Raw genomic sequence first — 25,135 nt, 5'->3', positions numbered from 1 at the left:
TCGAAGAATTATTTAATACCACAGATACGAAAATAAGTCAAGTAGGGGCGAACCTCTCCTGCTTGTTCGCCCTTGTGTCTGCCTCTATATCAATTCCACTATGGTAATTGCATCCCCACCCTCTTTTATATCTGCAATTCGAAAGCCTTTTACCCTTTGATCTGATTTTAAAATATTATGCAACCCTTTTCTTAAAGCACCAGAACCCCTACCATGTATGACGAACACCCTATCCCATCCGGATAATATAGCCTTGTCCAAAAATTTATCCAGTTCGTCCCAGGCTTCATCCACCGTCTTACCCACGAGCAGTATTTCATATTTGGGACTTCTTTCAACTACAGTACTCACGGATATATCCTTATCCAATTTTTTATGGTTTACAGACAATTTTTCTCCTCTGATCTTATCAAGTTCGATGGTAAATTTCATCCCCTCCATATCCACATACGCTTTGTTTTTAGATATTTCGAGAATCTTAGCAACTTTATTATATTTTGAAAGTTTTACAATATCCCCCACTTTGAGGTCTGTTAGATGATCACCACTTTCCAGTGATTCCATCCTCTTAATTATCTTACTTTTTATTTCGTCAACTTCTTTGTTATCCATTGAACGTACTTTCATAGATTTTACTTTATTCAAAATAGAAAGGGCATCAGATAATATCTGTTCCTCTTTTGCATTTAGCTTCTTTTTTAGCTCATTCTCCTTTACAATTAACTCCGACTCTTTTATCTCAAGTGATCTCTTCAATTCAACAAGAGTATATCTCTCCTTTTCAATATCCAATTTTAGTCTGTTGAGCTCATCAGCGGAAAGGGTCTCAAGGGAGCTATACTCTTCTAATATCTTTTTAGCTCTTAGAATTATAGATTCATTGAAATGCAATTTACCAGCAATAATAAGTGGATCCGAACGCCCCGCCAACCCTTTTATCAATCTGAATTTAGGTTCAAAATTTTCATAATCGAAATCGACACCATAAAGTACCACACCTTTGTATCTATATGCCATATTTCTGACACCACTAAAATGAGTGGTGACTATTACCCTGGAACCTTTCCCCATCAAATACTCGATAATGGAGATAGCAAGAGCCTCCCCTTCTTTCGGCTCTGTACCTGTACCCAATTCATCCAGCAAAACCAGAGAATCACCATCAGCATTATCCACAATATGTTTGATATTTACCATATGTGAAGTAAAAGTACTTAAATCCATCACTAAAGACTGCTGATCTCCTATATCGGTGAAAATCTTATCAACATTTATCAATTCAGCGTACCTTGCAAACAAAGGTAACCCACACCTACCTAACACTGTATTTATGCCTATCGATTTTAGACCTGCCGTCTTACCTCCGGCATTTGGGCCTGTAATTATTGCCACGTTTACATCTTCTGCCATTTCAAAATCTATAGGTACTGATTTTTCTTTTTTTAAATCATAAATCAATGGATGGTGAAGTTTTTCAACGTAAATTTTGTTTGAAAAATTGGGAAAAACATAATCCCTTTCCCCTATATAACTGAAAATTGCATAAAAATAGTAGAGTTTCTTCATTGAATTTACCGTTTCGGTGATTTCGTAAGATTTTGACTTAATAACATCCAGCAACTTTTGTAAAATTCTGTTTACCTCTATCTCTTCCAGAGAGATAAGCTCTTGATAACGATTATTCATATCCACCACATTTGACGGCTCCACATATAGCGTCATACCGGTTCCGGATATGGAATGAACTATACCATTTATAAACTGCCTGAAGTTGGGCCTAAGAAGCAGCATAAGTCTATTGCTGTACTCTTTTATTACCCTTTCCTGCACAAATTTCTCCGAATCTTTACCGTTTATCAGATTGTTTAACGTATCATAAATCTTTTCTTTAACACTTTTTTTCTCTTTTCTTATATCCCGGAGTCTTTCAGATGCATCATCCTTTACCTGCCCATCATTGGTTATCTTTGAAAAGACATCATCCACAATCTCCGGCAACACATAGATATTTGAAAATAAAGTTTTAAGATGATTTACATTAAAATCAGCAAACACTGCTTTCTTAAATTCACCAAGCTTTTTATGAAATTCTGCAAATACAATAAAGTCCACCACCAGCCATGATGAATATGGATCTAAAAGTTTTTTATAGAATTGATAATAATTTTTTGAATCCGGCAGTTCTCTTCCAAAATCTCCAAATAGCTCCAGCGCCTCACGAATCTGATTCTGCTCTTTGATTATTTTTTGGATTGAGTTATAAGGATCTAACTCATCTATAAAATCTGATGAAAATTGTGAAATGGAATGTTTTTTTAAGTGTTCTTTAAACTGTAGAAAATCTATCTGCTGAAAAGGTGAATCCATCACAGAATATTCTTACCATTTTTCAAAAAAGGGTTGGAAAAGCTTTTACCTGTTATCTTATTCAGCATCTCATAGATATAAGGATTCATAGCTATTATTCTGGAAGAAACAGGAGAGCTTAAAAGCTGCCTTGTAAAAGAGGATGAAGGGGATATTGAAACCACAAAGCTCAGTAATATGCTCATAATAACGGCTGATTTCAATAATCCGAATAACGCACCCCCAGTTTTATCAATCCATCCAAGCTTAATTGCTCTGAAAAATTTTTTTGTCAAATATGACGCCGTGATTACCAAAACAAAAATAATAAGAAACGTCAGCACAAAACCAAAAAGCTTTGCCATAGCGGGGCTAAAGCCAAAAAATTCTAAGACTTTCATTGAAAAAGGGTTTATCTGGAAGGAAAAAAGGTATGAAAGGATAATTCCCAAAATCCTGAAGATCTCCCAGATCAACCCTCTTAAAAAACCTTTGATTGTAAAGACAAGCAGAATTATTAGAAAAAAAGTATCCCAGCCTGAAAAATACATACAAGAACCGTAAAGCTAAATTTTGCCACTTATCACGTCATTGACCAGAGTATTTACCTCTTTACCGTCGTATCTACCCTGAATGCGTCCCATCACACTTCTCATCACCACACCAAAATTCTTTTTATCTGTTATATCAACCTTAGCCACCTCTTCTTTTATAATGGCAATTACCTCATCCTTATTCAAACCTTTCGGTAAATACTTTTCAAGATACTTAAGCTCTTCTTCCTCTTTTTCCACAAGGTCATTTCTGCCAGCATTTTTAAACTGCTCAATGGAATCCTTTCTTTTCTTTATGGAAGACTGTATTACCTTTACCACCTCATCATCTGACAATTCCCCTATTTTGGCGATTTCAGCATTTTTTATCTCTGCTTTAATCATCCTTACAGCATTAAGAGCCAGTTGATTTTTCTCCTTCATATACTGCTTCATATCTTCATTTATCATCTCTTTTAAACCCATGTATCTTTCCTCCTTTTCTCTTTCCTATGACCCTTGCCATCATAAACAAAAGATCGGAAAGTCTATTTATAAATCTTAAAACGATTTTGTCAATATTTTCATGTACAGAAAGCTCAACCGCCCTTCTTTCAAACCTCCTGCATATAGTTCTACAAATATCCGCAATAGAGGCTTCATAACACTCGGATGGCATCACAAAACCTTTTAATTCACCCACTTCATTTTCATAACTATACAAAAGATCTTCGATCTCAGCCAGATCCTTTTCCTTAATTAAGAATTTCTCATTATCTATAGTTGTAGCTAGATATGAATTTATCTGGTAAAGTTTATTCTGGATCAACTCAATTTCATCATAAAAAACTGAATAGCTATTCTTTAACAAACCAAGAAAGCTAATCAACTCATCACAGGTGCCGTAGGCTTCCACCCTAAAATCATACTTTTTTACCCTTTCACCGGAATAAAGGGATGTCTCACCACCATCCCCTTTTTTTGTGGCAATACTCATCTACCTACTCAGAACTTCAGCAATCTCTATGAGCTTATGATCTAAAGGTTTTTTAAGCCCTATAATATCTTTAAACGGCACAAGCTCAATTTTGGTCTTCTGTAGAGCCGTCATGGATGCTGTAACACCATCAAGGAGAGCCTCCACTGCAGCCGTGCCCATTCTGGTGGCTAAAATCCTATCAAAAACAGTGGGGCTACCACCACGCTGCAGATGCCCCAGCACCGTCACCCTCGTATCAAAACCTCCTATCATACCAAAAACTTTTCCAAAATCCATAGCAGATCCAACCCCTTCGGCAATAATTATGATACTTCTCGTCTTACCCTCTTCGTAACGTTTTTTTATTTTGGCAATTATCTTTTCTATATCGTATTCAACTTCAGGGATTAGAACAGCTTCCGCACCGGTGGCAATTGCTGAAACAAGTGCAAGATAACCACAATTTCTACCCATCACCTCTATTAAAAACGTTCTGTCATGTGAGCTGGCGGTATCATTTATTGAGTCCACAGCTCTAACTATAGTATTTAAAGCCGTATCGACACCTATCGACATATCAGTACAACATAGGTCATTGTCTATCGACCCGGGGATACCTATCGTTTTAATACCATACCTTTCTGAAAGTATCTTGGCACCTGTGAGAGATCCATCGCCACCTATTACGATAAGTCCATCTATCCCTAATTCTGCAAGATTATTCACCGCTTTTCTCTGCCCCTCATCGGTCTTAAATTCCATTGATCGGGCACTTTTCAAAATAGTACCGCCCCGCTGAATAATATTTGCCACAGATTTATTATTCATTGGAATAATCTTCCCTTCAATTAATCCTTTATATCCCTGCTCAATCCCAAAAGGTTCGAGATTGTGAGCAATGGCAGTTCTAACAACGCTTCTTATGGCTGCATTCATACCAGGGCAATCCCCACCACTTGTCATAACCGCAATTCTTTTCATAATTCCCCCTTTATTTTCTATATGGGATAGGATCAACCATCCCAGCCTCTTTGAAACCTTTTAATCTAAGTAAACAACTATCACAAACACCGCATGCAAGCTCATTTTCACCATAACATGACCAGGTCAATTCAAAAGGTGCCCCCAATTTCGCACCTATACGGACAATCTCCCCCTTGGTCTTGTCAATCAAAGGTGTTTCTATCAAAAGGTCAGTATAGGCAAGCCCAACTTTTAAAATCTGATTGAATGCATCGTAAAACTGCTTTCTACAATCGGGATAACCGCTACTATCCTCCTCCACAACACCGATGAAGATCCTATCAGCCCTGATGACCTCAGCCCAGCTGACAGCAATGGATAGAATATTTCCGTTTCTAAAAGGCACATATGTATTTGGGATATCTTTTCTGAAAAGGTCCCCTCTTTCGATTTCCATTGAATCCACAGTCAGAGAGGATCCGCCTATCACTTTTAAATAGCTGATATCAACAATCAGTTTCCCTACCACTTTAAAAAAATCTGCCAATTTATAAAAGGACTCAAGCTCTTTTTTTTCAGTTTTCTGACCATAATTAATATGAAGAAAATAAAGAGAGTACCCCATATTTTTAGCAATTGCAGCGGTCACACAGCTGTCCAATCCCCCACTCACGAGCACAATCCCTCTTTTCATAAGTTTCTCCTATTTTTTCCAGTAGTATGGTGTTATTATAATAAGAAATGTATAAATTTCAAGTCTTCCCAGCAGCATACCGAAACTTAAAGTCCATTTTGCGAAATCAGAAAAAGAACTATAATTATCCATAGGTCCCACTGCACCAAAGCCAGGGCCGATATTACCTACACACGCCAGAGAAGCAGTAACTGCCGTGATAAGGTCAACTCCGGAGATGCTTATTATGATAATTATAAAAAGGTTTGTGAGCATATACAAAAAGAAGAAACCTGAAATTGCATAAACTGTGTTTTTTCTGACAGACTCACCATTTATCTTCAAGACAAATACCCCTCTTGGGTGTACTAAGTATTTCATTTCATTGATGGCCTGTTTTAAAAGGGTTAGCACCCTTACCACCTTTATCCCTCCACCGGTGGATCCGGAACAACCACCCACAAACATCAAAGCAAAAAGTAGTACCTGAGAAAAAGCCGGCCACTTTTCGTAGTCAGCTGAAGCAAAGCCTGTTGTTGTGATGATGGTGGCCACCTGAAAAAAAGCTGATCTAATACTATCGTGGAATGATAAACCAAGTGATTTATAAAGGTCAACTCCGATAATAAAAGTATACAACCCTATCAAAGCCACATAAAATTTCCACTCTGAATCTTTCTTTAGTATCTCAAATCGCCCCAGAAAAAGTTTATAATGAAGAGTAAAATTCATCCCGGCAAGTATCATAAATATTGCCACCACCCATTCGTAGTATGGGTTTTTATATGATAAAAAACTCTCATTTTTCACAGAAAAACCACCTGTGGCAAGGGTGGCAAAGGAATGGTTTAACGCATCGAAAAAATTCATCCCTCCAACCATTAAAAGCAACACTTCAGCTACAGTCAGAGCAATATATATATACCATAGATACTTGGCGGTGGTGGTTATCCTTGGGGATATCTTATCAACGGAAGGTCCAGGGGCTTCTGCTTTGATAAGCTGCATCCCTCCTATCCCTAAAAGGGGAAAAATTGCTACAGTAAGAACAACTATCCCCATTCCACCCAACCAGTGAGTGAGTGATCTCCAGAACAGAATCGATTTTGGAAGGTGCTCCACCGCAGTAAAGATAGTTGCTCCGGTGGTGGTATAACCCGATATGCTTTCAAAAAAGGCATCTGTAAATGAATTTACAACACCGGAGAGGGTATAAGGCAGGGCACTCACCAGTGATATGACAATCCATCCAATAGATACTAAAAACATTCCGTCAGCGGATGACAGATAATTCTTTTTTATCTTTCTAAAAAGAAATATTAATATAAAACTTACGCATAAATTGAAAACCATTGTGAAGAAAAAAACCTTTGCGATCAAAACTTCTTTGTAAATAAATGCTACTATTATTGGAAATATCATAAAAAGAGACACAATCAAAACTAAATATGCAAAAACTTTAAATATAAATTTAAATCTCATCTCTATTCTACAAAAAGCTCCTCAATATCTTTAATAGCATCTTTAAGTGCAAAAGTTATGACAATGTCCCCACTTTTGAAAGCAAAATTACCATCGGGTATATAGCTTTTGCCATCTCTATTTACAGCCACAATAACAGAATCCTTAGGTATCGGACAATCTTTTATCTTAAGCCCTTCAAGGTGTGTTCCTGGTTTCAATAAAAACTCAATTGCCTCCGCTTTACCATTAAAAATAGAGTAAACATTTAGAATATTGCCCCGCTTTATATACTTCAAAATAGCATTAACTGCACTCAATTTAGGACTAATACATATATCTATTCCAAGTCCACTGGCCATGTGAAGGTAATTATTTTTATCGATAAGAGCGATAGCCCTTTTTACCCCGATAGATTTGTAGTAGCTTGCTGATAAGATATTTATTTCATCGTTGTCGGTGGCAGTAATTATTAGATCTTTACTATTTAAATCTTCTTCTTCAAGCAACGATTCATCGGAGATATCACTATTCAAAACAAGAATATCCGGAAACATATCCGCAAGCTTTTTCGACTTTTCATAATCTTTTTCAATTACGATAATCTCTCTTCCTTTACTGATCAAACCATCAATAACAAGCCGCTGAATTTTGCCACCACCAGCTATCAGGACAGATTTTATCTTTCTTCTTTTTAAGCCTATGTGAGAAAAAAGATGATCAAGATCTCCCCTTGATCCCACCACAAAAAGATGGTCACCCCTTTTTACCTCATATTTACCAGCAGGTATTAAAAAATTATTTTCATTGAAAATCCCCGCAACCACAAAGGGTATATTGCTCTTTTTCCTTATTGTTTCGAGTGTTTTACCGGCTATATTGACGTCATCATCCACAAAAACTTCCCGCAACTGAATATCGGTATCATCAAACACAAAAATATCACTTACAGCACCATATTCAACAGCTCTAATAATAGATTTAGCCGCCTCCACCTCTGGATTTATAAGATAGTCAAAACCAGCAATCTTTTTATCAAAAAGGTTGATTTTGTGATAATCAATATTTCTTACCCTTGCTATTTTTGTATCCACAGAAAAGTTTGAATTTACAATAAGGCACGATATCATATTTACTTCATCAGAATCTGTCACGGCAATAAAAAAACTCGCATCATCGACATTTATACTTTTTAGCAGATCATAGTTTGTTACTTCCCCTTCCACCACAAAGCAATCAAGATGCTCATTTACGTATTTAATTCTATCTTTGTCCTTATCAATGAGTGTAACATCATAACCATTCTCCACAAGATGCCTGGCTAGATTAAACCCCACTTCACCTGCACCTGCAATTACAATCTTCAAAATACACCTCACATAATTTTATAATAGTTTATATCATTTATTTTTATAAAAATCAAAGGGGAAAAAGCAAATCGGAACTTATTGTAAATTTTATGTTTTAGTAATACCAATAATTTTAAAAGTTGACAACACAAATACTTTAACATATAAGAATATTTCAAATTTTTAACGGTGAGATTATGAAGATTTTTTTTGAACAGATAAAACAGGATGGAAATGTTGTTAAAACAAATTTCGACTTTGAGGTTGAGGATGTAGTTTTTTCTGTTAGAGATTTTAACGGTAAATTATACCCGATTAAAAAAGGGTATATCCTTGATGGAGATATAAAGCTTGTTATTTCAGATAAATGCGACAGATGCTTGAAAAATTTTGATGAAACGTTTAACGAGCACATAACGGTTGAAATAGTAAGGGAATTATCCACTGATGAGGATGAAGAAAAAGAGTTAGAAGATGATGACATGGGATTTTATCATGTTAAGGAAGACTTTATAAATATTCATGAGATACTTTTTCAGGAGGCTATGTTAATAAGACCGATGAAGAGATTGTGCAATGAGAATTGCAAAGGGATATGCCCCGTATGTGGTAAAGATCTAAATGAAGATAAATGTAGCTGTACAAATGAACTGGATGATAGGTGGAAAGCTTTAACAAAGCTATTACAAAACAATAAAATAGAGGTGTAAAGATGCCAAACCCAAAAGGTAAATCAAGCAGATCAAAGATCGGAGCAAGAAGGAGTCATCACAGGGCAGTTCCACGTGGCTATGCCAAATGCGATAACTGCGGAGAGTTAAAGCTTAGTCATGCAGTTTGCCCAAATTGTGGATACTATGCAAAAAAGAAGGTAGTAGAAGTAGAAGAGATCTAAATGATCAGAGTTGCTGTTGATGCTATGGGGGGGGATTTTGCCCCCCAAGAAGTCATAAAAGGTGTTTTGCTTGCCAATAAAGAGTACCCAATAGATATAATACTCGTGGGTGATGAAAGGATAATCAAGCAGGAATTGGAAAAGCAGGCCAAAACCTCTTCCATAGAAAGGGTATTCATCGTAAATGCTGAAGAAGAGATAAAGATGGATGATATCCCATCCGTAGCAGCACGTAGAAAAAGAAACTCATCCATGCACGTGGGTATGAAGCTGGTCAGGAATGGGGAAGCAAATGCTTTCTTCAGTGCAGGCAACACCGGTGCAATGATGGCAGTATCGAAACTGATCCTTAGAACCATAGAAGGTGTTGATAGACCAGCAATTGGGGCGGTATTTCCTAACATAAAATCGAGTACGATCATTCTGGACGTCGGTGCCAATGTGGATTGTAAGCCTATACATTTTTTACAATTTGCAATTATGGGAAAGGCATACGCCAGATATATATTAAAACTGGAAAACCCAAGAATAGGCTTATTAAGCATCGGTGAAGAGGATGTAAAAGGTAATGAACTTACCAAATCTGTATTCACACTACTAAGAAACTCAAATAATTTAAACTTTATCGGAAATGTTGAAGCAAAAGAGATCTTCAAAGGTGTTGCGGACGTTATAGTTTGTGATGGGTTTACCGGAAACATAGCGTTAAAATCCAGTGAAGCTGCTGCAGGCTATATAGGCACACTCCTGAAAGAGGAACTTAAAAGAACATTTATATCAAAAATAGGAGCACTACTTGCAAAGGGTGCCTTTGATAGAGTCAAAAAAAGAACCGATTATACTGAATATGGCGGAGCCCCGTTGCTTGGTGTGGATGGTATAGTCATAATAGGTCACGGCAGTTCAAATGCAAATGCTGTGAAAAATGGGATAAGAGTCTCTTATGAGCTTGCTTTAAATAAAGTCAACACACATATTGCAGAGGATATAAGAAATTCTCTGGAAAATCACAAGCAGAATGTTTCTCTATGGGAAAGTATAAAAGACAAAGTAAAAAACATGGCTTCACAAATCCAGAAGTGAGGTTATTATGATATATACAAAAATCTTAGGAACAGGATCTTATTTTCCTGAAAAAGTTCTAACCAACAAAGATCTTGAACAGATGGTTGATACCACAGATGAATGGATAACCACACGAACCGGCATAAAAGAAAGAAGGATCTCAGTAGATGAACCAACTTCTGTATTAGGTATGAAAGCCGCAGAAAAAGCAATCGAAATGGCTCAGATAGATAAAAATGAAATAAGTGGTATAATAGTAGCCACATTTACACCTGATACCACAATGCCTTCCGCAGCTTGTGTGATCCAGAATCTACTTGGTATCCAGAATAATTCTTTCGCATTCGACTTAGCGGCAGCCTGTACAGGGTTTATATATGCTTTATCAGTGGCTGATTCGATGATAAAGTCAGGCATTGCGGATAAGATTCTGGTGATTGGTGCAGAAAGAATCTCCCCAAATGTTGACTGGACAGATAGAAATACATGTGTTTTATTTGGTGATGGAGCAGGAGCAGTAGTTTTAGGAAAAAGTAAAGAGCCAGGATTTAGATCTTTCCATATACATGCGGATGGTTCAGCCAATAGACTATTGACACTCGATACTCTTGGTAGCAACTTTATGGCAAATAGAAAGAATATGAATATCGAAGAAAATCTTATAAAAATGAAAGGGAATGAGGTTTTTAAAATAGCTGTAAGAGCAATGGCGGAAGCCACCGCAAAGGCTGTTGAATCAAGCGGTTTAAAATATGAAGAGGTTGACTTTTTCATCCCACACCAGGCAAATTTGAGGATAATAGATGCCGCAGCCAAAAGAATAAATCTGACTTATGAAAAGGTTATTATTACACTTGACAAATTTGGCAACACCTCTTCCGCCACAATACCCACCGCACTTGATATAGCTGTGAGGGATGGCAGGATCAAACGGGGATCAAATATTGTATCTGCTGCTTTTGGTGGTGGTTTGACATGGGGCTCAACGTTGTTTACATTTTAATATAAGGAGATATGATGGGTAAGATTGCTGTTGTATTCCCCGGTCAGGGCTCACAATATGTGGGAATGGGTAAAGATTTTTATGAAACTTATTCGGAATCTAAAAAATTTTTCGAGATAGCCAACTCAGTTTTAAAATACAAACTTACAGATATAATGTTTAATGGGCCTGAGGATGAACTTAAAATAACTTACAATACCCAACCTGCACTATTAACAGTAAGTATAGCTATATGGGAATTAATAAAAAATAAATTGGATGTAAGCTATTTTGCCGGCCATTCACTGGGGGAGTATTCAGCAATTGTTGCGGCAGGTGGCATGAGCTTCGAAGATGCTGTTCTGGCTGTCCACAATAGAGGTAAATTCATGCAGGAAGCTGTTCCGGTGGGGACTGGTGCAATGGCGGCGGTTTTATCGATGGATGAAGCCATTATACTTGAAACCTGCAAAGAGATTTCAAAAGATGGATTCGTAGTGGAACCAGCGAATTTTAATTCAGAAGCACAGATAGTTGTGGCTGGCCATGCAGAAGCAGTTGATAGGTTTATCGAAAAAATCAAAGAAAAAGGTGGCAGAAAAGTGGTAAAGCTTCCGGTTAGCGCCCCATTCCACTGCTCCCTTATGAAACCAGCAGAATTAAAGATGGCAGAGTATTTGAAAAATGTACAGATAAAAGATCTATCAAGACCGGTTTTCAATAATGTAACTGCTTCTATGGAAACCGCCTCTTTAGAGGTAAGGGAAAATCTTATAAAACAGGTTTCATCACCGGTAAGATGGACAGAGCTAATAAAAAATATGATAAGTGAAGGTGTGGATACATTTTTTGAAGTGGGGGCAGGGAATGTATTAACTGGTCTCATAAAAAAGATTGATAAAAATGTTAAATGTTTTAACATATCTAAAATAGATGACTTACAAACTCTTGGGGGATTTAATGTTTAAAGATAAGGTTGTACTTGTAACTGGAGCTTCAAGAGGTATCGGTAGAGCAATAGCAAAAGCTTTTGCTGAAGCTGGAGCAAAGGTTTGTATAAATTACAGCTCAAGCAAAGAAAAAGCAGTTGAATTAAAAGAAGAGATTATTTCAAAAGGGCTTACTGCTGAAATCTTCCAAAGCAATATTGCTGATGAGTCTTCTGTAAAAACTATGTTTGATGAGATAGAAAAAACCTTTGGCATTGTTGATATCCTTGTGAACAATGCCGGAATTACAAAGGATAATATCATCCTCAGAATGAAATCAGATGAGTGGGATGATGTAATAAATACAAACCTGAAAGGTGCTTTTAACTGCATCAAAATCGCCTCCAAAGGGATGATGAAAAAAAGATATGGTAAGATAATAAATATAACAAGTGTCGTTGCATTTACAGGTAATGTTGGTCAGGCAAACTATATTTCAAGTAAAAGTGGTATAGTGGGGCTTACAAAATCGGCGGCGATAGAATTAGCAGGTAGAGGAATAAGGGTAAATGCCATAGCCCCAGGTTTTATTGAAACAGAGATGACAAAAGATCTACCAGAAGATATAAAAAATGGTATGCTTTCTAGGATACTGCTAGGATATTTTGGCAAACCTGAAGATGTTTCAAAAGCCTGCATTTTTTTAGCGTCACCCGATTCGGATTATATTACCGGTTCAGTATTACATGTAAATGGTGGAATGTTTTTAGGCTAATTAATAAATTACTATAAAAAAGGAGGCTCAATTATGGCTGATGTAGCAGAAAGAGTGAAAAAAATCATTGCCGAGCAACTCAATATCGATGAAGCTCAAGTAAAACCGGAAGCATCTTTTATAGATGATCTTGGTGCTGACTCCCTCGACACTGTTGAGTTGATTATGGCTCTTGAAGAGGAATTTGACATCGAAATTCCTGATGATGTTGCGGAAAAGATCAAAACCGTTGGAGATGCCATTGATCAAATCTCAAAGATGGTTGCCTAATTTCATATTACTAAAACATAACCCCCGTAAGGGGGTTATGGGGTAATCAATATATTTTATTGTTTTACCCTTTAATATTTTTGGAGGAAATATGAAGAGAAGAGTAGTTATCACAGGTATAGGCCTCCTTTCTCCTGTGGGAAATGGAACTGAAGAAACTTTCAAAAGTCTTATAGAAGGTAAAAATGGTGTTGGTTATGTTACCTATTTTGACACGTCAGATTTCCCGGTAAAAATAGCAGCAGAGATAAAAAATCTCAATCTTGAAGATTATGTGGATAAAAAAGATATAAAGATATTTGATAGATTTGTGCTTTACGGTCTTGTGGCCGCTGAATTTGCCAGAAGAGATGCAAACCTAGATACAACAAAGATCAATGGTGAAAGAGCCGGCGTAATAATTGGATCTGGTATAGGTGGATTCACAACGATAGAGGAAACCCATAAAACTTACCTTGAAAAAGGTATGAGGAGGATCTCTCCTTTCTTCATTCCATCAGCCATAATAAATATGGCAAGTGGAGCAGTATCCATTAGATATGGTCTGAAGGGACCAAATACCAGCGTTGTAACTGCTTGCGCCACTGGGGCCCATTCAGTGGGGGATGCATTTAAAATCATACAACGTGGAGATGCTGACATCATGTTTGCCGGTGGCTGTGAAAGTGCAATTACGCCTACAGCTTTGGGTGGTTTTGCAAATATGAAAGCATTATCCAGAAGAAACGATGAACCGGAAAAGGCAAGTAGACCTTTTGATAAAGATAGAGACGGCTTTGTCATGGGTGAAGGGGCAGGTATACTCATCCTGGAAGAGCTGGATCACGCTCTGAAAAGAGGGGCAAAAATCTATGCTGAAATTGTGGGGTATGGTTTGACCGGAGATGCATATCACATAACTGCTCCCGATGAGACCGGCGATGGTGCCAGAAGATGTATGCTTATGGCATTAAAAGATGCTGGAGTTTCTCCGGAGGTGGTGGATTATATAAATGCCCACGGTACATCAACACCTTACAACGATGTAATCGAGACAAAAGCTATAAAAGCCGTTTTTGGTGAACATGCCTACAAATTAAAAATCAGTTCAACCAAATCGATGACCGGCCATATGCTGGGGGCTGCAGGCAGTGTCGAAATAGGTGTATGTGCATTGAGCATCTACAATGAGATTTTACATCCCACTATGAATCTTGAAAATCAAGATCCTGAATGCGATCTTTATTATATACCAAATAAACCAGAAAAAGCTAAGATAAACTATGCCCTTTCAAACTCACTCGGTTTTGGCGGTACAAATGCTACTATTCTTCTAAAACGTTATGAATCTTGAAAAATTGAATGAGATATTAAACTACAATTTTGAAAATAAAGAGCTTCTTATTGAAGCTCTTACCCACTCATCCTTCTCATACGAGAACAAACTTTATAGAAATTATGAAAGATTGGAATTTCTGGGGGATGCAGTACTTCAACTGATCGTTTCGGAGTATCTCGTATTCAAATATAAAGATTTCGATGAAGGGATGCTTTCCAGATACAGAGCATACTTTGTCAGTGAAGAGTTTATAAGTGAGCTTGCCAAACAGATAGAGTTAGGAAATTTCATAAGATTAGGTAAAGGTGAATTAAATTCCGGCGGTAACGATAGGCCATCTATCTTGTGTGATATATTCGAATCGATCGTTGCTGCAATGTATCTTGATGGCGGATACAACGAAGCCAGAAGATTTATAATTACCATCGCCGCAGATAAAATAGATGAAGTTATACAACAAAACATATTTACAGATTATAAAAGTGAATTACAGAAACTGACCCAAAAGATCTTCGAATCTCTACCAGATTATAGAGTAAAAGATGAAACTGGACCAGAGCACGATAAAACCTTCATCGTTGATCTTTACATTAATGACACATATTATTGTAGTGGCAGTGGAAAAAGTAAGAAGAAAGCAGAGCAGGACGCCGCTAAAAAAGCTTTTTTAATGTTGAATGAACATAAAGTAGATGCTTAAAACAAAAAAAATAAAGATTCTACCAGTATTTATACCATTTTTAGGTTGTCCTAATAGATGTCTTTTTTGCAATCAAAACGCCATAACCGGCATAGATAAAAACTACAAAGAATCAATAATCTCCCAGATAGAAGATTACCTCAAAATAAATGAAAATTGGGATGAGATTGCTTTCTTTGGCGGAAGCTTTACCTGTTTAAAAAAAGATTTAAGATATTTTTTTTATGATACTGCCCATAGATATAATTTTAATAACATAAGGGTATCCACCCGACCTGAATGTTTTTCCGAAGAAATCGTGGAAGAGCTTTTTCAAAATGACGTAAAAACTGTTGAAATTGGTGTACAATCCACCTCAAGCAAGGTACTGAAGTTTAACCTTAGGAATTATGACAAAAAAGTTATTTTTAATACAATAGCGCTTTTAAAAGGGAATTTCAAAATCTGTACACAACTTATGACGGGGATGTACGAAGAAGAGCTGCAGGATATATTTGAAATGATAACTGATATCTTACACCTATCTCCAGATTATGCCAGGATATACCCAACGGTCGTTTTAAAAAACTCACCTCTTGAAGTTCTTTATTTAAATGGATCTTTCATACCAGATCCCCCGTCTGTAATTATTGCCAAAACTTCCATTGTGTATTCTTACCTTTTATGTAATGATATCAGGGTGATCAGAGTGGGCCTCCCGGAATCCATAAATTTAAAGAGAGAAACCTCTAGTGGATTCCATCATCCAGCTATGGGTGATATTGTGAAAACAACAGCTAAGATGGCCTACATATTGAAGTTCAACAAAATACCAAACGACATGATCTCTTTTAAAGGTCTAATAAATAAACTTTATAGCAACCTGCATATTGTTACTGATAAATATTGGTTAAAAAATCTCTGTGGAGAAGAAATTGAGGATAACTGGCGGTTTTTTGAAAGGGCGGCAGATATCGTTTCTAAAGGACTCCAACATCAGACCAACCACCGATAAAAATAGAAGCGCCATATTTTCTATTTTATCAGATAAGGTGATTGATGCAGATATACTTGATGTATGCTGCGGTACAGGGGCTTTTGGAATTGAAGCCATAAGTCGTGGAGCAAGATCTGCAACATTTATAGACAGAGATACTTCTAATCTATTAAAAAATCTCCACTTAGTAGATGGTTATAATTATACTATTATTAAAGGTGATTTTCTGAAAAAAATGGTAACACTTATCGAAAAGAGTTTTGATATTATCTTCATTGACCCACCATATTTGAAATACATTTTAAAAGATATCCTTGAGATCTCTTCAAAACCTTTGAGGGATAATGGTATTTTAATTGTTGAAGATTCCTCTAAGGTTGTCCCCTATGAAAATGAAACCTTTAAAATAATAGACCATAGAATCTACGGCGACTCCACAGTGATATTTTTTAACAAAAAATCCTGATAATAATGATCAAATTCTACAATATGATACTAAAAAACAGGGCTATATTAAGTATCGTTACTACCCCGGCTATTGAGTAAAGTAGGATTTTAGTAAATTTTGAATTTTTGTACTTCCCCATAACCTTCTCAGAAGATGTCAGATAAACCTGCACAAAGATTGTAATGGGAAGTTGTATACTTAAACACATCTGGGATACAATGAGCCCTTTAAATGGATTGGAAATTAAAAATATGATAAACAGAGCAAAAATTAGTGAAATCAAAACACCCAGCTTCGAGTGGCTATCCTTTATATCATAAGGCTCTTTAAAAATACCTGCAAAAATAGTACCCGCCGCCATACCAGATGTGGTGGTGGAAGCTACGCCCGATAATAAGAGGGCAAAGGCAAATACCACTGCAGCATTATTTCCCAGAAGTGGAGCAAGTAGTACACTTGCCTGTTCCAACTCTGTAACCTGTTTTTTTGCCACATAAAACGTAGTTGCTGCCAGCAGTATCATCGCACTATTTATAGCCCAACCCACCAGCATAGAAAAAAAAGTATCCAGAAACTCATATTTCAGCTGTTTCCTTATGATATTTTCGTCCTTCTTATTCCACTGTCTACTCTGGACAATCTCAGAATGAAGAAATAGGTTGTGGGGCATCACCACAGCACCCAACACACTCATCACAACAACCATAGAACCTTCGGGAAATGAAGGGGTGACCCAACCTTTGACCGCCATATCCCATTCAATATTCACAAGGGAAAGCTCATATAAAAAGGATAGCCCAATTACAGAAACAAACATGATGATCCATCGTTCCAATATCTTGTAAGAATTTGTATAAAGCATAATTATGACAAAAATGGTAACCAATAAAGCCCCTATTTTTAAAGGTATATCAAACAACATCTTAAGAGCTATGGCCCCACCTAAAATTTCAGCCAGTGATGTGGATATGGAGGCCAGCATAGCAGAAAAAAGTATCAATTTTGAATAAACAGGTTTCAAGTACACTGTTGTAGCTTCAGACAAACAAAGCCCTGTAACAATCCCCAGATGGGCTACATTGTGCTGCAATATTATCAACATTATGGTGGATAATGTAACCATCCACAAAAGAGAATAGCCGTAATCCCCCCCAGCAGCAAGATTAGAAGCCCAATTCCCCGGATCGATAAAGCCTACTGTGACCAGAAGGCCGGGTCCAATATACTTAAAGATCTCCAGTCCTTCAAAAGTTGGTCTATGCCTATTTCTGTCAAATATCTTAAGAAAGTTATGCATATCTTTTAAAGTTTATTCAGCAGTTTCAAGGCTTCCCTAAGCCTTTCTTCAAACGTTTTATACCTTTCATCCAATCTTTTCAAAGCTGATGATGCATCCACCTTTTTGTAACCAAGATTCACAAGGGCACTTATGATATCATCATCTAATCCACCAGCATTCTCATCCATAGCCACTTCAAACTCTTCTATCTTATCCCTCAATTCCAGAATGATCCTTTCGGCAGTTTTTTTACCCACTCCGGGTGCTGTAGCTATTAGGTTTATATCTCTGTTCTTTATGGCAGACTTTAATTTTACTATCTCACAGGTGGAAAGGATGGAGATTGCAAGTTTGGGTCCAACTTTTGAAACGGAGTTTAGCAAAAGAAACAAACGTTTCTCATCGTCATTTAAAAATCCGTAAATACTTATCCCATCCTCCCTCACAATAGTATAGGTGGATATAATCAGTTCAGAATTCAAATCGGGAAGTGCTGTAAAGCAGTTTAATGAAATCGATATCTCAAAAAAGATACCATTTACATCTAAAATGATAGAATTAGGCTTTTTTTCATGGAGTTTACCTCTTAGTTTTGCAATCATAGGCTACCTCAAATTTCCAAAGGTGTAATTGGTCAAATTCAGTCCAAGACATATAGCACAGGCAAGGGCATCGCTGGCATCATTTAAAGTATTTTTCAATTCGATCTTAAGAAGCATCTCCACCATCTTTTTCACCTGCTCTTTATCAGCCTTACCATAACCCACCACAGATTTTTTTATCTGTAAAGCAGTATACTCCATCACTTCCACCCCTGAGGCAACAAGTGTTGAAATGATACAACCTCTCGTTTGCCCCAGAAGGATAGCACTTTTAATATTGACTGAATAAAAGATATCTTCAACCGCAGCATAGGATGGCTGAAATTGTTTTATTATATTCGATAGACCAATAGTAATCTCTTTTAAACGCAACACAAGAGATTCTTTTGGATCTGTTTTTATAACAAAATGGTTCAGGTAACTTAGGTTTTTATTCCCAACCTTTAAAATACCCACACCTGTCTTATTTAAACCTGGATCTATACCTAAAATTATCAAATTGCTATTCTACCATGTCAAAATTCGAATAGACTTCTTGTACATCATCCAGATCTTCCAGAGCTTCCAACAATGCCATAGTTTTCTCGGCTTCTTCCCCTGATAGCTCGATCGTGTTTTTGGGTCTCATAGTTATTTCAGCATATTCAATCTTTATGTTATTCGATTCTATAGCCTTCTTTACCGTTTCATAGCTTGAAGGATCTGTGATTACTTCGTATCCATCATCATTTGAGACAACATCCTCAGCACCTGAATCTATTGCAATCATCATCAACGTATCCTCATCCACAGCATCCTTCGGTACATTTATAACACCTTTTTTATCAAACATCCAGGATACACAACCAGCTTCCCCCATACTCCCACCACGTTTTGTAAGGGTAGATCGTACCTCAGCTACAGTCCTATTCTTGTTATCCGTCAGCGCCTGTATCAGTATTGCTACACCACCTGGACCATACCCCTCATAAATCACATCTTCGTAGTTTGAACCATCACCCTCTCCAAGACCTTTTTTAATTGCCCTTTCCACATTATCTTTCGGCATATTTGCAGCTTTTGCCTTATCAAGGGCAAGTCTCAACCTTGGATTAAACTCTGGGTCTCCACTCTGACCTATTTTTGCAGCAACTGTTAATTCTTTTGCAATCTTCGTAAAAATCTTCCCTTTTTTAGCGTCTTGAGCCGCTTTTCTATGTTTTATATTAGCCCACTTACTATGACCTGCCATATAATACCTCCAATCTTATTTTAAGCTTTCAGTTATACTCAATAATCTATTTTTTTTCAAGATTTTTCTTGATTTTGTATCTACTTTATGTAATATTTATATTTTGTGGTCTTACAAAAATTCATGGAGGACTAAATGGCTGATGAGCATTCTTTCGATATAGGTTGTGATGTCGATTTCCAGGAGGTACTTAATGCTGTCAACCAAGCAAATAAAGAGATAGAGCAGAGATTTGATTTTAAGGGTTCTGTCAGCAAAATTGATTTCAATAAAGGTGAAAAGGAGATTACAATCGTATCAGATAATGAAGGTAAGTTAAAAAGTGTCCATGAAATACTGTTATCAAAACTCGTCAAAAGAAATGTCTCCACCAAAGCCCTCATCTTTGGAAACATTGAAAAAAGTTCTGGCAACACTGTCCGCCAGAAAATAACGTTTCAGCAGGGGATACCTCAGGATAAAGCCAAAGAGATCGTAAAATTGATAAAAGATTCCAAGATAAAAGTTACAGCCTCCATAAACGAAGATAAAGTGAGGGTAAAAGGTAAAAAAATTGATGACCTGCAAGAGGTAATTAAGCTTGTTAAGTCTAAAGATTTTGGAATAGAGATACAGTTTTCCAATTATAGATAGGAGGCAATGGAATGATAATTAGAGGAAATGAAATAGCTGAAAAAATTGTGGAAAAACCGAGGGATGGAAGAGGAACACTAATTAATCTGGCGTATGAAAAAGCTTGTGGAATACAGGGAACAATAAAGATGTTTTCCGTGGTAACACTTAATTCAGATTCTATGGTGGGGTATCATCAGCATGTTGATGATATGGAGATATATCTCATGCTTGACGGTACCGCCGTGGTTAATGACAATGGCACAGTAGATCTATTAAAGTCTGGGGATATGTTAGTCACAAATTTTGGGGAATGGCACTCCATTGAAAATAAATCCGCTGATCCGATCACATTCATGGCAATTATAATTGATAAAATAAAGTAGGAGGAATAAATGGAAAAAACATTCGCAATAATCAAACCTGATGCTGTGGCTGCAGGTTACTCAGGAAGAATAATCGACAGAATCGAAAAAGAGGGATTTAAGATTGTGGCCATGAAAAAGATCTGGATGACCAAAAAGATGGCCGAAGGATTCTATGCCGTTCACAAAGATAAGCCTTTTTTCGATGCTTTGACCACCTTCATGAGCAGTGGCCCATCCATAGTGATGATTTTAGAAAAGGAAAACGCCATAGCAGACTGGAGAAAATTAATGGGCGCCACAAACCCTGCTAATGCTGAAGAAGGAACGTTAAGAAAAGAGTTTGGCAAAAACATCGACAACAATGCTGTCCACGGATCAGATGCCCCAGAAACAGCAGCACAGGAAACAAGATATTTCTTTGCCGATATCGAAATGGTATAACAATCTGGGGGTCTTTTCCCCCTTTTTTCACGAAATCTTGAAATGGAGAAAAAGTGATGAAATATAAAAGCACAAGAGGTAAAGTAAACCAATTATCTTTCAGCGAAACAGTCCTCATGGGACTTGCAGATGATGGTGGTTTGATAATACCGGAAAAGATACCACAAATTGGAAAAGAAGAGATACTAAGATTAAGTGATCTCCCCTATAAAGAGCTTGCCTTGAATATTATGGAATATTTTATCGACGATATCCCCCGGATTGATCTAAAAACAATTATCAATGATAGCTATTCCGCTTTTGATACCGAAGAGGTTATACCTGTGGTCTCTTTCGGAGGTAATCTTTTTATAGGTGAGATCTTCCATGGACCCACCCACGCATTTAAAGATATCGCTTTACAATTTTTAGGTAACCTTTTCTCTTTTATATTAAATCAAAAAGGGCAGAAAATGAATATCCTTGGGGCCACAAGTGGTGATACCGGAAGTGCCGCCATATATGGCTTTAAAGGGAAAAAAGATATCAATATATTTATCTTGCACCCCCACGGGAAAGTAAGCCCGGTGCAAGAGCTTCAAATGACAACGGTGGATGACAAAAATGTCTTCAACATAGCCATCGAAGGGACATTTGACGATTGCCAGTTTATTGTAAAATCGATATTTAATGACCTTGAGTTTAAAAAAAGATATTCACTGGGGGCGATAAACTCGATAAACTGGTCAAGGGTACTGGCACAGATCATATACTATTTTTATACATATTTTAAATCCACAAAAGGTAACGATGAGTTGCCCGAAGTTTATTTTGCAGTACCTACAGGTAATTTTGGAAATATATTTGCAGGTTACGTAGCCAAAAAAATGGGGCTACCTATTAAAAAACTTATTTTAGCCACTAATGAAAACAATATTTTGACGAGGTTTATCAATAATGGGGACTATAGCCTGTCAAAAGTAGTTGAAACCTATAGCCCCTCAATGGATATCCAGATCGCCAGCAACCTTGAAAGGTATCTCTATTTTCTTTACAACGAAGAATCTGAGATACTTTCTGAAAAAATGAATGAATTTGAAAAAAACAAACGGCTTTCATTTAAGGGTGATGAACTCAAAAAGATCCAGTCTGACTTCGTATCTATATCCACAAGCAATGAACAGACACTTAAAACGATAAAAAATTTTTACAAAAAATATTCCTATATTCTTGATCCCCATACAGCATGTGCCATCAACGCAGTGGAAGCTGTTTATAATACCCAAGATATATTTATAGCTCTTGCCACGGCTCATCCGGCAAAATTTGAAGATGCAATAGTAAAAGCTATAGGGATAAAACCTGAAGAGCCCTCAAGGATAAAGCAGATAAAAGGTAAACCCAAAAGATTTACTATACTACAAAACTCAATAGAAGATGTAAAAAGATTCATACAGGAAGCCTTGAGTTAGATGTCATACCTTTTAAAAGATTACGATTTTGAACTACCTGAAGAATTGATAGCCCAATACCCTGCTGAAAAAAGGGAAGAATCGAATCTTATGATTGTGGATAGATCGAAAAAAGATTTTTTTATCACAAAATTCAAAAATATAGTGGATTACCTGCCGGAAAAAAGTTTTTTAGTTGTTAATAATACAAAAGTTTTAAAAAGTCGCATCTATGCGCAAAAAATTTCAGGCGGTAGAGTTGAAATCTTCTTTATCGAAAAGATAGATGATCGAAGCTTCAAAGCTATGACAAGGGGTAAATTAAAAGATGGTGATATACTGAAGATCAATGATTCGATTACACTAAAAATATTGGGAAGTTGTGAAGATAATTTAAGAATAGTAGAGCTATCAGGCATAGACATCTATAGTTTATTGGATAAATTTGGTCATATCCCCCTTCCCCCATACATAAAAAGGGAAGATAACAGCCACGATGAAACAAGATACCAAACTGTTTATGCCCAAAACCCAGGTTCGGTGGCAGCCCCCACCGCAGGCTTACATTTTACAGAAGAGCTAATAGATCAGATTAGACTAAAACATGACATCGTGGAAATAACTCTCAACGTTGGGATAGGTACCTTCAGACCTGTTAAAACTGAAAATATTAAAGAGCATCAAATGCATTCTGAGAAATTTTTCATCCCTGAAGAATCATTCAAAAGAATAAATTCATTAAAGTCACAGGGGTATAAACTTATCTCAGTAGGCACAACCTCCACCAGATGCCTCGAAGCTGTGGCTAAAGACGGCCTACTTCAATCTTATGGTGAATCGGAAACGGATATCTTCATAAAGCCTGGATATAAATTTCAGATAATTGACCATTTAATCACCAATTTTCATCTGCCAAAGTCCACTCTTTTCATTCTTGTGTCAACATTTGCAGGATTAGATCTTATGAAAAAGGCATATACCTATGCCATAGAAAAGAGGATGCGATTTTTTAGCTATGGTGATGCTATGTTAATAATATAATAATGTGGAGGTAGATATACTATCGTTTGTTATTGATAAAAAGGATAAAAACTGCTCAGCAAGAGCCGGAACAATAAAAACCACCCACGGAATCATAGAAACACCGATATTTATGCCTGTGGGAACAGTTGGGTCTGTAAAAACCCTCACCCCTGATGAACTTTACGAAATAGGAGCCACTATCATTTTAGGGAACACTTACCACCTTCATCTGAGGCCAGGTGAGGAGATTGTGGCACACTTTGGTGGATTACACAGATTTATGAACTGGCAGAGGAATATTCTTACAGATAGCGGTGGATTTCAGGTTTTCAGCCTTGCAGATTTAAACAAAATTACTGAAGATGGTGTAGAATTTAAGTCACACATAGACGGTAGCAGACATTTTTTTTCCCCGGAAATATCCATGGAAATACAGAAAAAATTGGGTTCAGATATCGTTATGGCATTTGATGAGTGTGTCCCCTACCCTTCCGAAAAGAGTTATGTTGCAAAATCTCTCGAAAGGACAACCAGATGGGCAAAACGGTGCAAAGAATACACCCTTGACAATCACCAATCACTTTTTGGTATAGTTCAGGGGGGGGTATTTAAAGATCTTCGTAAAATAAGTGCAGATCAGCTAATAGATCTGGACTTTCCGGGATATGCCATAGGTGGATTAAGTGTTGGTGAAGAGATCCCACTGATGTACGAAATTGCAGAGTATACAGCCCATTTATTGCCTGAAGAAAAACCCAGATACCTTATGGGTGTGGGTACCCCTGAAGATATATTAAATGGGATAAGTTTTGGGATAGACATGTTTGACTGCGTCATGCCCACGAGAAATGCCAGAAATGCCCTTCTTTTTACATCTGAAGGGAGGCTTTCCATAAAAAGGGCTGATCTGGCTAAATCCGATGACCCCATTGATAAAAATTGTGGTTGTTACACCTGTCGTAATTTTAGCAGGGGATACCTGAGACACCTTTATAAAGCAGGTGAAATATTGGCCATGAGGCTTAACACCATTCATAACCTTCACTTTTATATTTCTCTTGTAAAATCTGCTAGAAATGCTATAATTAATGGAAATTTTGAAAAATTTAAAAGCGATATGCTATTAAAATTAAATCAAGGAGGCAACAATGTTTGAATCATTAGCTTATGCATCAAATGGAGCAGCACAGGGAGGTAATCCTCTAGCAGGTCTCATCCCCCTTATACTTATTTTCGGAGTATTTTATTTTCTGTTGATAAGACCCCAACAAAAAAGGCAGAAAGAGCATATGAAATTGCTTGAATCACTAAAGGCTGGAGATGAAGTAATCACAACAGGCGGCATATATGGAAAGATCGACAGGGTTGTGGATCAAAACACATTTGACGTGGAAATAGCAAAAAATGTCATAGTAAGAATGACTAAAAATGCAGTTGCTGGAAAAATAACCCAACAGACTTCAAATAATCAATAAATAGGAGAGCTT

The 25,135-nt window shown here is 37.0% G+C and carries 30 protein-coding genes; 18 read left to right on the top strand and 12 right to left on the bottom strand.

Features of this window, described 5'->3' with window-relative positions:
* Positions 1-84: 84 nt before the first annotated feature.
* The 8 genes from ACP5Q2_RS05180 to trkA form a co-directional block, all read right to left on the bottom strand.
* Positions 85-2,367 (bottom strand): endonuclease MutS2, encoded by a 2,283-nt coding sequence (locus tag ACP5Q2_RS05180; RefSeq protein ID WP_428097900.1) that lies wholly within the window; start codon positions 2,365-2,367, stop codon positions 85-87.
* A complete protein-coding gene (locus ACP5Q2_RS05175) occupies positions 2,367-2,897 on the bottom strand; it encodes a CvpA family protein (protein WP_428097897.1) in 531 nt (176 codons plus the stop codon). Before ACP5Q2_RS05175 ends, ACP5Q2_RS05180 begins: the two co-directional genes overlap by 1 nt.
* A 15-nt stretch (positions 2,898-2,912) precedes the next feature.
* Complete coding sequence (locus tag ACP5Q2_RS05170; RefSeq protein ID WP_424605241.1) at positions 2,913-3,365, bottom strand: GatB/YqeY domain-containing protein; 453 nt, start codon at positions 3,363-3,365, stop codon at positions 2,913-2,915.
* A complete protein-coding gene (locus ACP5Q2_RS05165) occupies positions 3,340-3,876 on the bottom strand; it encodes a cob(I)yrinic acid a,c-diamide adenosyltransferase (protein ID WP_424605242.1) in 537 nt (178 codons plus the stop codon). Before ACP5Q2_RS05165 ends, ACP5Q2_RS05170 begins: the two co-directional genes overlap by 26 nt.
* Entirely contained in the window at positions 3,877-4,839 is a 963-nt protein-coding gene (gene pfkA, locus ACP5Q2_RS05160; RefSeq protein WP_424605243.1) for a 6-phosphofructokinase, read from the bottom strand.
* Between the two features lie 10 nt (positions 4,840-4,849).
* Entirely contained in the window at positions 4,850-5,515 is a 666-nt protein-coding gene (gene queC, locus ACP5Q2_RS05155; RefSeq protein ID WP_428097893.1) for a 7-cyano-7-deazaguanine synthase, read from the bottom strand.
* A 9-nt stretch (positions 5,516-5,524) separates the two neighbouring features.
* A complete protein-coding gene (locus ACP5Q2_RS05150; protein WP_428097890.1) occupies positions 5,525-6,916 on the bottom strand; it encodes a TrkH family potassium uptake protein in 1,392 nt (463 codons plus the stop codon).
* Positions 6,917-6,978: 62 nt separating this feature from the next.
* Positions 6,979-8,322 (bottom strand): Trk system potassium transporter TrkA, encoded by a 1,344-nt coding sequence (gene trkA, locus ACP5Q2_RS05145; RefSeq protein ID WP_428097887.1) that lies wholly within the window; start codon positions 8,320-8,322, stop codon positions 6,979-6,981.
* 179 nt (positions 8,323-8,501) lie between these two features.
* Between trkA and ACP5Q2_RS05140 the strand changes: the two genes are divergently transcribed.
* The 11 genes from ACP5Q2_RS05140 to rsmD all read left to right on the top strand — a co-directional run bounded on the left by ACP5Q2_RS05140 (position 8,502) and on the right by rsmD (position 16,680).
* Positions 8,502-9,014 carry a YceD family protein gene (locus ACP5Q2_RS05140; protein ID WP_424605247.1) on the top strand — a complete coding sequence of 171 codons (513 nt, stop codon included), beginning with the start codon at positions 8,502-8,504 and terminating at the stop codon, positions 9,012-9,014.
* A 2-nt stretch (positions 9,015-9,016) separates the two neighbouring features.
* A complete protein-coding gene (gene rpmF, locus ACP5Q2_RS05135) occupies positions 9,017-9,199 on the top strand; it encodes a 50S ribosomal protein L32 (protein ID WP_424605248.1) in 183 nt (60 codons plus the stop codon).
* Positions 9,200-10,282 (top strand): phosphate acyltransferase PlsX, encoded by a 1,083-nt coding sequence (plsX, locus tag ACP5Q2_RS05130; RefSeq protein ID WP_424605249.1) that lies wholly within the window; start codon positions 9,200-9,202, stop codon positions 10,280-10,282. It begins immediately after the preceding gene.
* 10 nt (positions 10,283-10,292) lie between these two features.
* Entirely contained in the window at positions 10,293-11,267 is a 975-nt protein-coding gene (locus tag ACP5Q2_RS05125; RefSeq protein ID WP_428098053.1) for a beta-ketoacyl-ACP synthase III, read from the top strand.
* Positions 11,268-11,281: 14 nt separating this feature from the next.
* Positions 11,282-12,214 (top strand): ACP S-malonyltransferase, encoded by a 933-nt coding sequence (fabD, locus tag ACP5Q2_RS05120; protein ID WP_424605250.1) that lies wholly within the window; start codon positions 11,282-11,284, stop codon positions 12,212-12,214.
* Complete coding sequence (gene fabG / locus ACP5Q2_RS05115; protein ID WP_428097883.1) at positions 12,207-12,950, top strand: 3-oxoacyl-[acyl-carrier-protein] reductase; 744 nt, start codon at positions 12,207-12,209, stop codon at positions 12,948-12,950. The genes fabD and fabG overlap by 8 nt, the downstream gene beginning before the upstream one ends.
* A gap of 33 nt (positions 12,951-12,983) precedes the next feature.
* The gene (locus ACP5Q2_RS05110) at positions 12,984-13,220 is read left to right on the top strand and encodes an acyl carrier protein (protein WP_013451346.1); all 237 of its coding nucleotides are present in this window, start codon (positions 12,984-12,986) and stop codon (positions 13,218-13,220) included.
* A 91-nt stretch (positions 13,221-13,311) separates the two neighbouring features.
* A complete protein-coding gene (gene fabF / locus ACP5Q2_RS05105) occupies positions 13,312-14,553 on the top strand; it encodes a beta-ketoacyl-ACP synthase II (RefSeq protein WP_428097880.1) in 1,242 nt (413 codons plus the stop codon).
* A complete protein-coding gene (gene rnc / locus ACP5Q2_RS05100) occupies positions 14,543-15,238 on the top strand; it encodes a ribonuclease III family protein (RefSeq protein ID WP_428097878.1) in 696 nt (231 codons plus the stop codon). Before fabF ends, rnc begins: the two co-directional genes overlap by 11 nt.
* A complete protein-coding gene (locus ACP5Q2_RS05095; protein WP_428097875.1) occupies positions 15,231-16,232 on the top strand; it encodes a radical SAM protein in 1,002 nt (333 codons plus the stop codon). The genes rnc and ACP5Q2_RS05095 overlap by 8 nt, the downstream gene beginning before the upstream one ends.
* The gene (gene rsmD, locus ACP5Q2_RS05090; RefSeq protein WP_428097872.1) at positions 16,153-16,680 is read left to right on the top strand and encodes a 16S rRNA (guanine(966)-N(2))-methyltransferase RsmD; all 528 of its coding nucleotides are present in this window, start codon (positions 16,153-16,155) and stop codon (positions 16,678-16,680) included. The genes ACP5Q2_RS05095 and rsmD overlap by 80 nt, the downstream gene beginning before the upstream one ends.
* 16 nt (positions 16,681-16,696) lie before the next feature.
* Here rsmD and ACP5Q2_RS05085 read toward each other — a convergent pair whose 3' ends face one another.
* Genes ACP5Q2_RS05085 through ACP5Q2_RS05070 form a run of 4 tightly spaced genes read right to left on the bottom strand, consistent with a single transcriptional unit; the run spans position 16,697 to position 19,774 of the window.
* Positions 16,697-17,959 (bottom strand): Nramp family divalent metal transporter, encoded by a 1,263-nt coding sequence (locus tag ACP5Q2_RS05085; protein ID WP_428097870.1) that lies wholly within the window; start codon positions 17,957-17,959, stop codon positions 16,697-16,699.
* A gap of 5 nt (positions 17,960-17,964) precedes the next feature.
* Positions 17,965-18,543 (bottom strand): Holliday junction branch migration protein RuvA, encoded by a 579-nt coding sequence (gene ruvA / locus ACP5Q2_RS05080; protein WP_424605257.1) that lies wholly within the window; start codon positions 18,541-18,543, stop codon positions 17,965-17,967.
* 3 nt (positions 18,544-18,546) lie between these two features.
* Positions 18,547-19,041 (bottom strand): crossover junction endodeoxyribonuclease RuvC, encoded by a 495-nt coding sequence (gene ruvC, locus ACP5Q2_RS05075; RefSeq protein ID WP_428097866.1) that lies wholly within the window; start codon positions 19,039-19,041, stop codon positions 18,547-18,549.
* Positions 19,042-19,045: 4 nt separating this feature from the next.
* Complete coding sequence (locus ACP5Q2_RS05070; protein WP_424605259.1) at positions 19,046-19,774, bottom strand: YebC/PmpR family DNA-binding transcriptional regulator; 729 nt, start codon at positions 19,772-19,774, stop codon at positions 19,046-19,048.
* Between the two features lie 135 nt (positions 19,775-19,909).
* Here ACP5Q2_RS05070 and ACP5Q2_RS05065 point away from each other — a divergent pair, with 135 nt between their 5' ends.
* The 7 genes from ACP5Q2_RS05065 to yajC are packed head-to-tail and all read left to right on the top strand — an operon-like array spanning position 19,910 to position 25,123.
* Positions 19,910-20,407, top strand: a complete 498-nt coding sequence (locus tag ACP5Q2_RS05065; protein ID WP_013451355.1) for a YajQ family cyclic di-GMP-binding protein — start codon at positions 19,910-19,912, stop codon at positions 20,405-20,407.
* A gap of 11 nt (positions 20,408-20,418) precedes the next feature.
* Positions 20,419-20,772 carry a cupin domain-containing protein gene (locus ACP5Q2_RS05060; protein ID WP_428097862.1) on the top strand — a complete coding sequence of 118 codons (354 nt, stop codon included), beginning with the start codon at positions 20,419-20,421 and terminating at the stop codon, positions 20,770-20,772.
* A gap of 9 nt (positions 20,773-20,781) precedes the next feature.
* The gene (gene ndk, locus ACP5Q2_RS05055) at positions 20,782-21,195 is read left to right on the top strand and encodes a nucleoside-diphosphate kinase (RefSeq protein WP_424605261.1); all 414 of its coding nucleotides are present in this window, start codon (positions 20,782-20,784) and stop codon (positions 21,193-21,195) included.
* Between the two features lie 56 nt (positions 21,196-21,251).
* Complete coding sequence (gene thrC / locus ACP5Q2_RS05050; protein ID WP_424605262.1) at positions 21,252-22,646, top strand: threonine synthase; 1,395 nt, start codon at positions 21,252-21,254, stop codon at positions 22,644-22,646.
* On the top strand, positions 22,647-23,666 hold the full coding sequence (gene queA, locus ACP5Q2_RS05045) for a tRNA preQ1(34) S-adenosylmethionine ribosyltransferase-isomerase QueA (protein ID WP_424605263.1): 1,020 nt from the start codon (positions 22,647-22,649) through the stop codon (positions 23,664-23,666). It begins immediately after the preceding gene.
* Positions 23,667-23,670: 4 nt separating this feature from the next.
* A complete protein-coding gene (tgt, locus tag ACP5Q2_RS05040; RefSeq protein WP_424605264.1) occupies positions 23,671-24,804 on the top strand; it encodes a tRNA guanosine(34) transglycosylase Tgt in 1,134 nt (377 codons plus the stop codon).
* Complete coding sequence (gene yajC / locus ACP5Q2_RS05035; RefSeq protein WP_424605265.1) at positions 24,797-25,123, top strand: preprotein translocase subunit YajC; 327 nt, start codon at positions 24,797-24,799, stop codon at positions 25,121-25,123. The genes tgt and yajC overlap by 8 nt, the downstream gene beginning before the upstream one ends.
* The last annotated feature ends 12 nt before the right edge of the window (positions 25,124-25,135 follow it).

The organism is Calditerrivibrio sp. (genome assembly GCF_049968475.1).
GTDB lineage: Bacteria > Chrysiogenota > Deferribacteres > Deferribacterales > Calditerrivibrionaceae > Calditerrivibrio > Calditerrivibrio nitroreducens_A.
Note: the sequence above shows the minus strand (reverse complement) of the source record. Positions and strands in the feature narration are given on the sequence as shown.

Coding starts and splice junctions, on each gene's coding strand:
- queC (WP_428097893.1), bottom strand. CDS start 5,515: ATGAAAAGAGGGATTGTGCTCGTGAGTGGGGGATTGGACAGCTGTGTG.
- fabG (WP_428097883.1), top strand. CDS start 12,207: ATGTTTAAAGATAAGGTTGTACTTGTAACTGGAGCTTCAAGAGGTATC.
- ACP5Q2_RS05070 (WP_424605259.1), bottom strand. CDS start 19,774: ATGGCAGGTCATAGTAAGTGGGCTAATATAAAACATAGAAAAGCGGCT.
- rpmF (WP_424605248.1), top strand. CDS start 9,017: ATGCCAAACCCAAAAGGTAAATCAAGCAGATCAAAGATCGGAGCAAGA.
- ACP5Q2_RS05150 (WP_428097890.1), bottom strand. CDS start 6,916: ATGATATTTCCAATAATAGTAGCATTTATTTACAAAGAAGTTTTGATC.
- ACP5Q2_RS05165 (WP_424605242.1), bottom strand. CDS start 3,876: ATGAGTATTGCCACAAAAAAAGGGGATGGTGGTGAGACATCCCTTTAT.
- yajC (WP_424605265.1), top strand. CDS start 24,797: ATGTTTGAATCATTAGCTTATGCATCAAATGGAGCAGCACAGGGAGGT.
- plsX (WP_424605249.1), top strand. CDS start 9,200: ATGATCAGAGTTGCTGTTGATGCTATGGGGGGGGATTTTGCCCCCCAA.
- pfkA (WP_424605243.1), bottom strand. CDS start 4,839: ATGAAAAGAATTGCGGTTATGACAAGTGGTGGGGATTGCCCTGGTATG.
- fabF (WP_428097880.1), top strand. CDS start 13,312: ATGAAGAGAAGAGTAGTTATCACAGGTATAGGCCTCCTTTCTCCTGTG.
- rnc (WP_428097878.1), top strand. CDS start 14,543: ATGAATCTTGAAAAATTGAATGAGATATTAAACTACAATTTTGAAAAT.
- thrC (WP_424605262.1), top strand. CDS start 21,252: ATGAAATATAAAAGCACAAGAGGTAAAGTAAACCAATTATCTTTCAGC.
- ruvA (WP_424605257.1), bottom strand. CDS start 18,543: ATGATTGCAAAACTAAGAGGTAAACTCCATGAAAAAAAGCCTAATTCT.
- ACP5Q2_RS05110 (WP_013451346.1), top strand. CDS start 12,984: ATGGCTGATGTAGCAGAAAGAGTGAAAAAAATCATTGCCGAGCAACTC.
- ACP5Q2_RS05085 (WP_428097870.1), bottom strand. CDS start 17,959: ATGCATAACTTTCTTAAGATATTTGACAGAAATAGGCATAGACCAACT.
- fabD (WP_424605250.1), top strand. CDS start 11,282: ATGGGTAAGATTGCTGTTGTATTCCCCGGTCAGGGCTCACAATATGTG.
- ACP5Q2_RS05140 (WP_424605247.1), top strand. CDS start 8,502: ATGAAGATTTTTTTTGAACAGATAAAACAGGATGGAAATGTTGTTAAA.
- queA (WP_424605263.1), top strand. CDS start 22,647: ATGTCATACCTTTTAAAAGATTACGATTTTGAACTACCTGAAGAATTG.
- ndk (WP_424605261.1), top strand. CDS start 20,782: ATGGAAAAAACATTCGCAATAATCAAACCTGATGCTGTGGCTGCAGGT.
- ACP5Q2_RS05095 (WP_428097875.1), top strand. CDS start 15,231: ATGCTTAAAACAAAAAAAATAAAGATTCTACCAGTATTTATACCATTT.
- ACP5Q2_RS05170 (WP_424605241.1), bottom strand. CDS start 3,365: ATGGGTTTAAAAGAGATGATAAATGAAGATATGAAGCAGTATATGAAG.
- ACP5Q2_RS05175 (WP_428097897.1), bottom strand. CDS start 2,897: ATGTATTTTTCAGGCTGGGATACTTTTTTTCTAATAATTCTGCTTGTC.
- ACP5Q2_RS05180 (WP_428097900.1), bottom strand. CDS start 2,367: ATGGATTCACCTTTTCAGCAGATAGATTTTCTACAGTTTAAAGAACAC.
- ACP5Q2_RS05065 (WP_013451355.1), top strand. CDS start 19,910: ATGGCTGATGAGCATTCTTTCGATATAGGTTGTGATGTCGATTTCCAG.
- ACP5Q2_RS05060 (WP_428097862.1), top strand. CDS start 20,419: ATGATAATTAGAGGAAATGAAATAGCTGAAAAAATTGTGGAAAAACCG.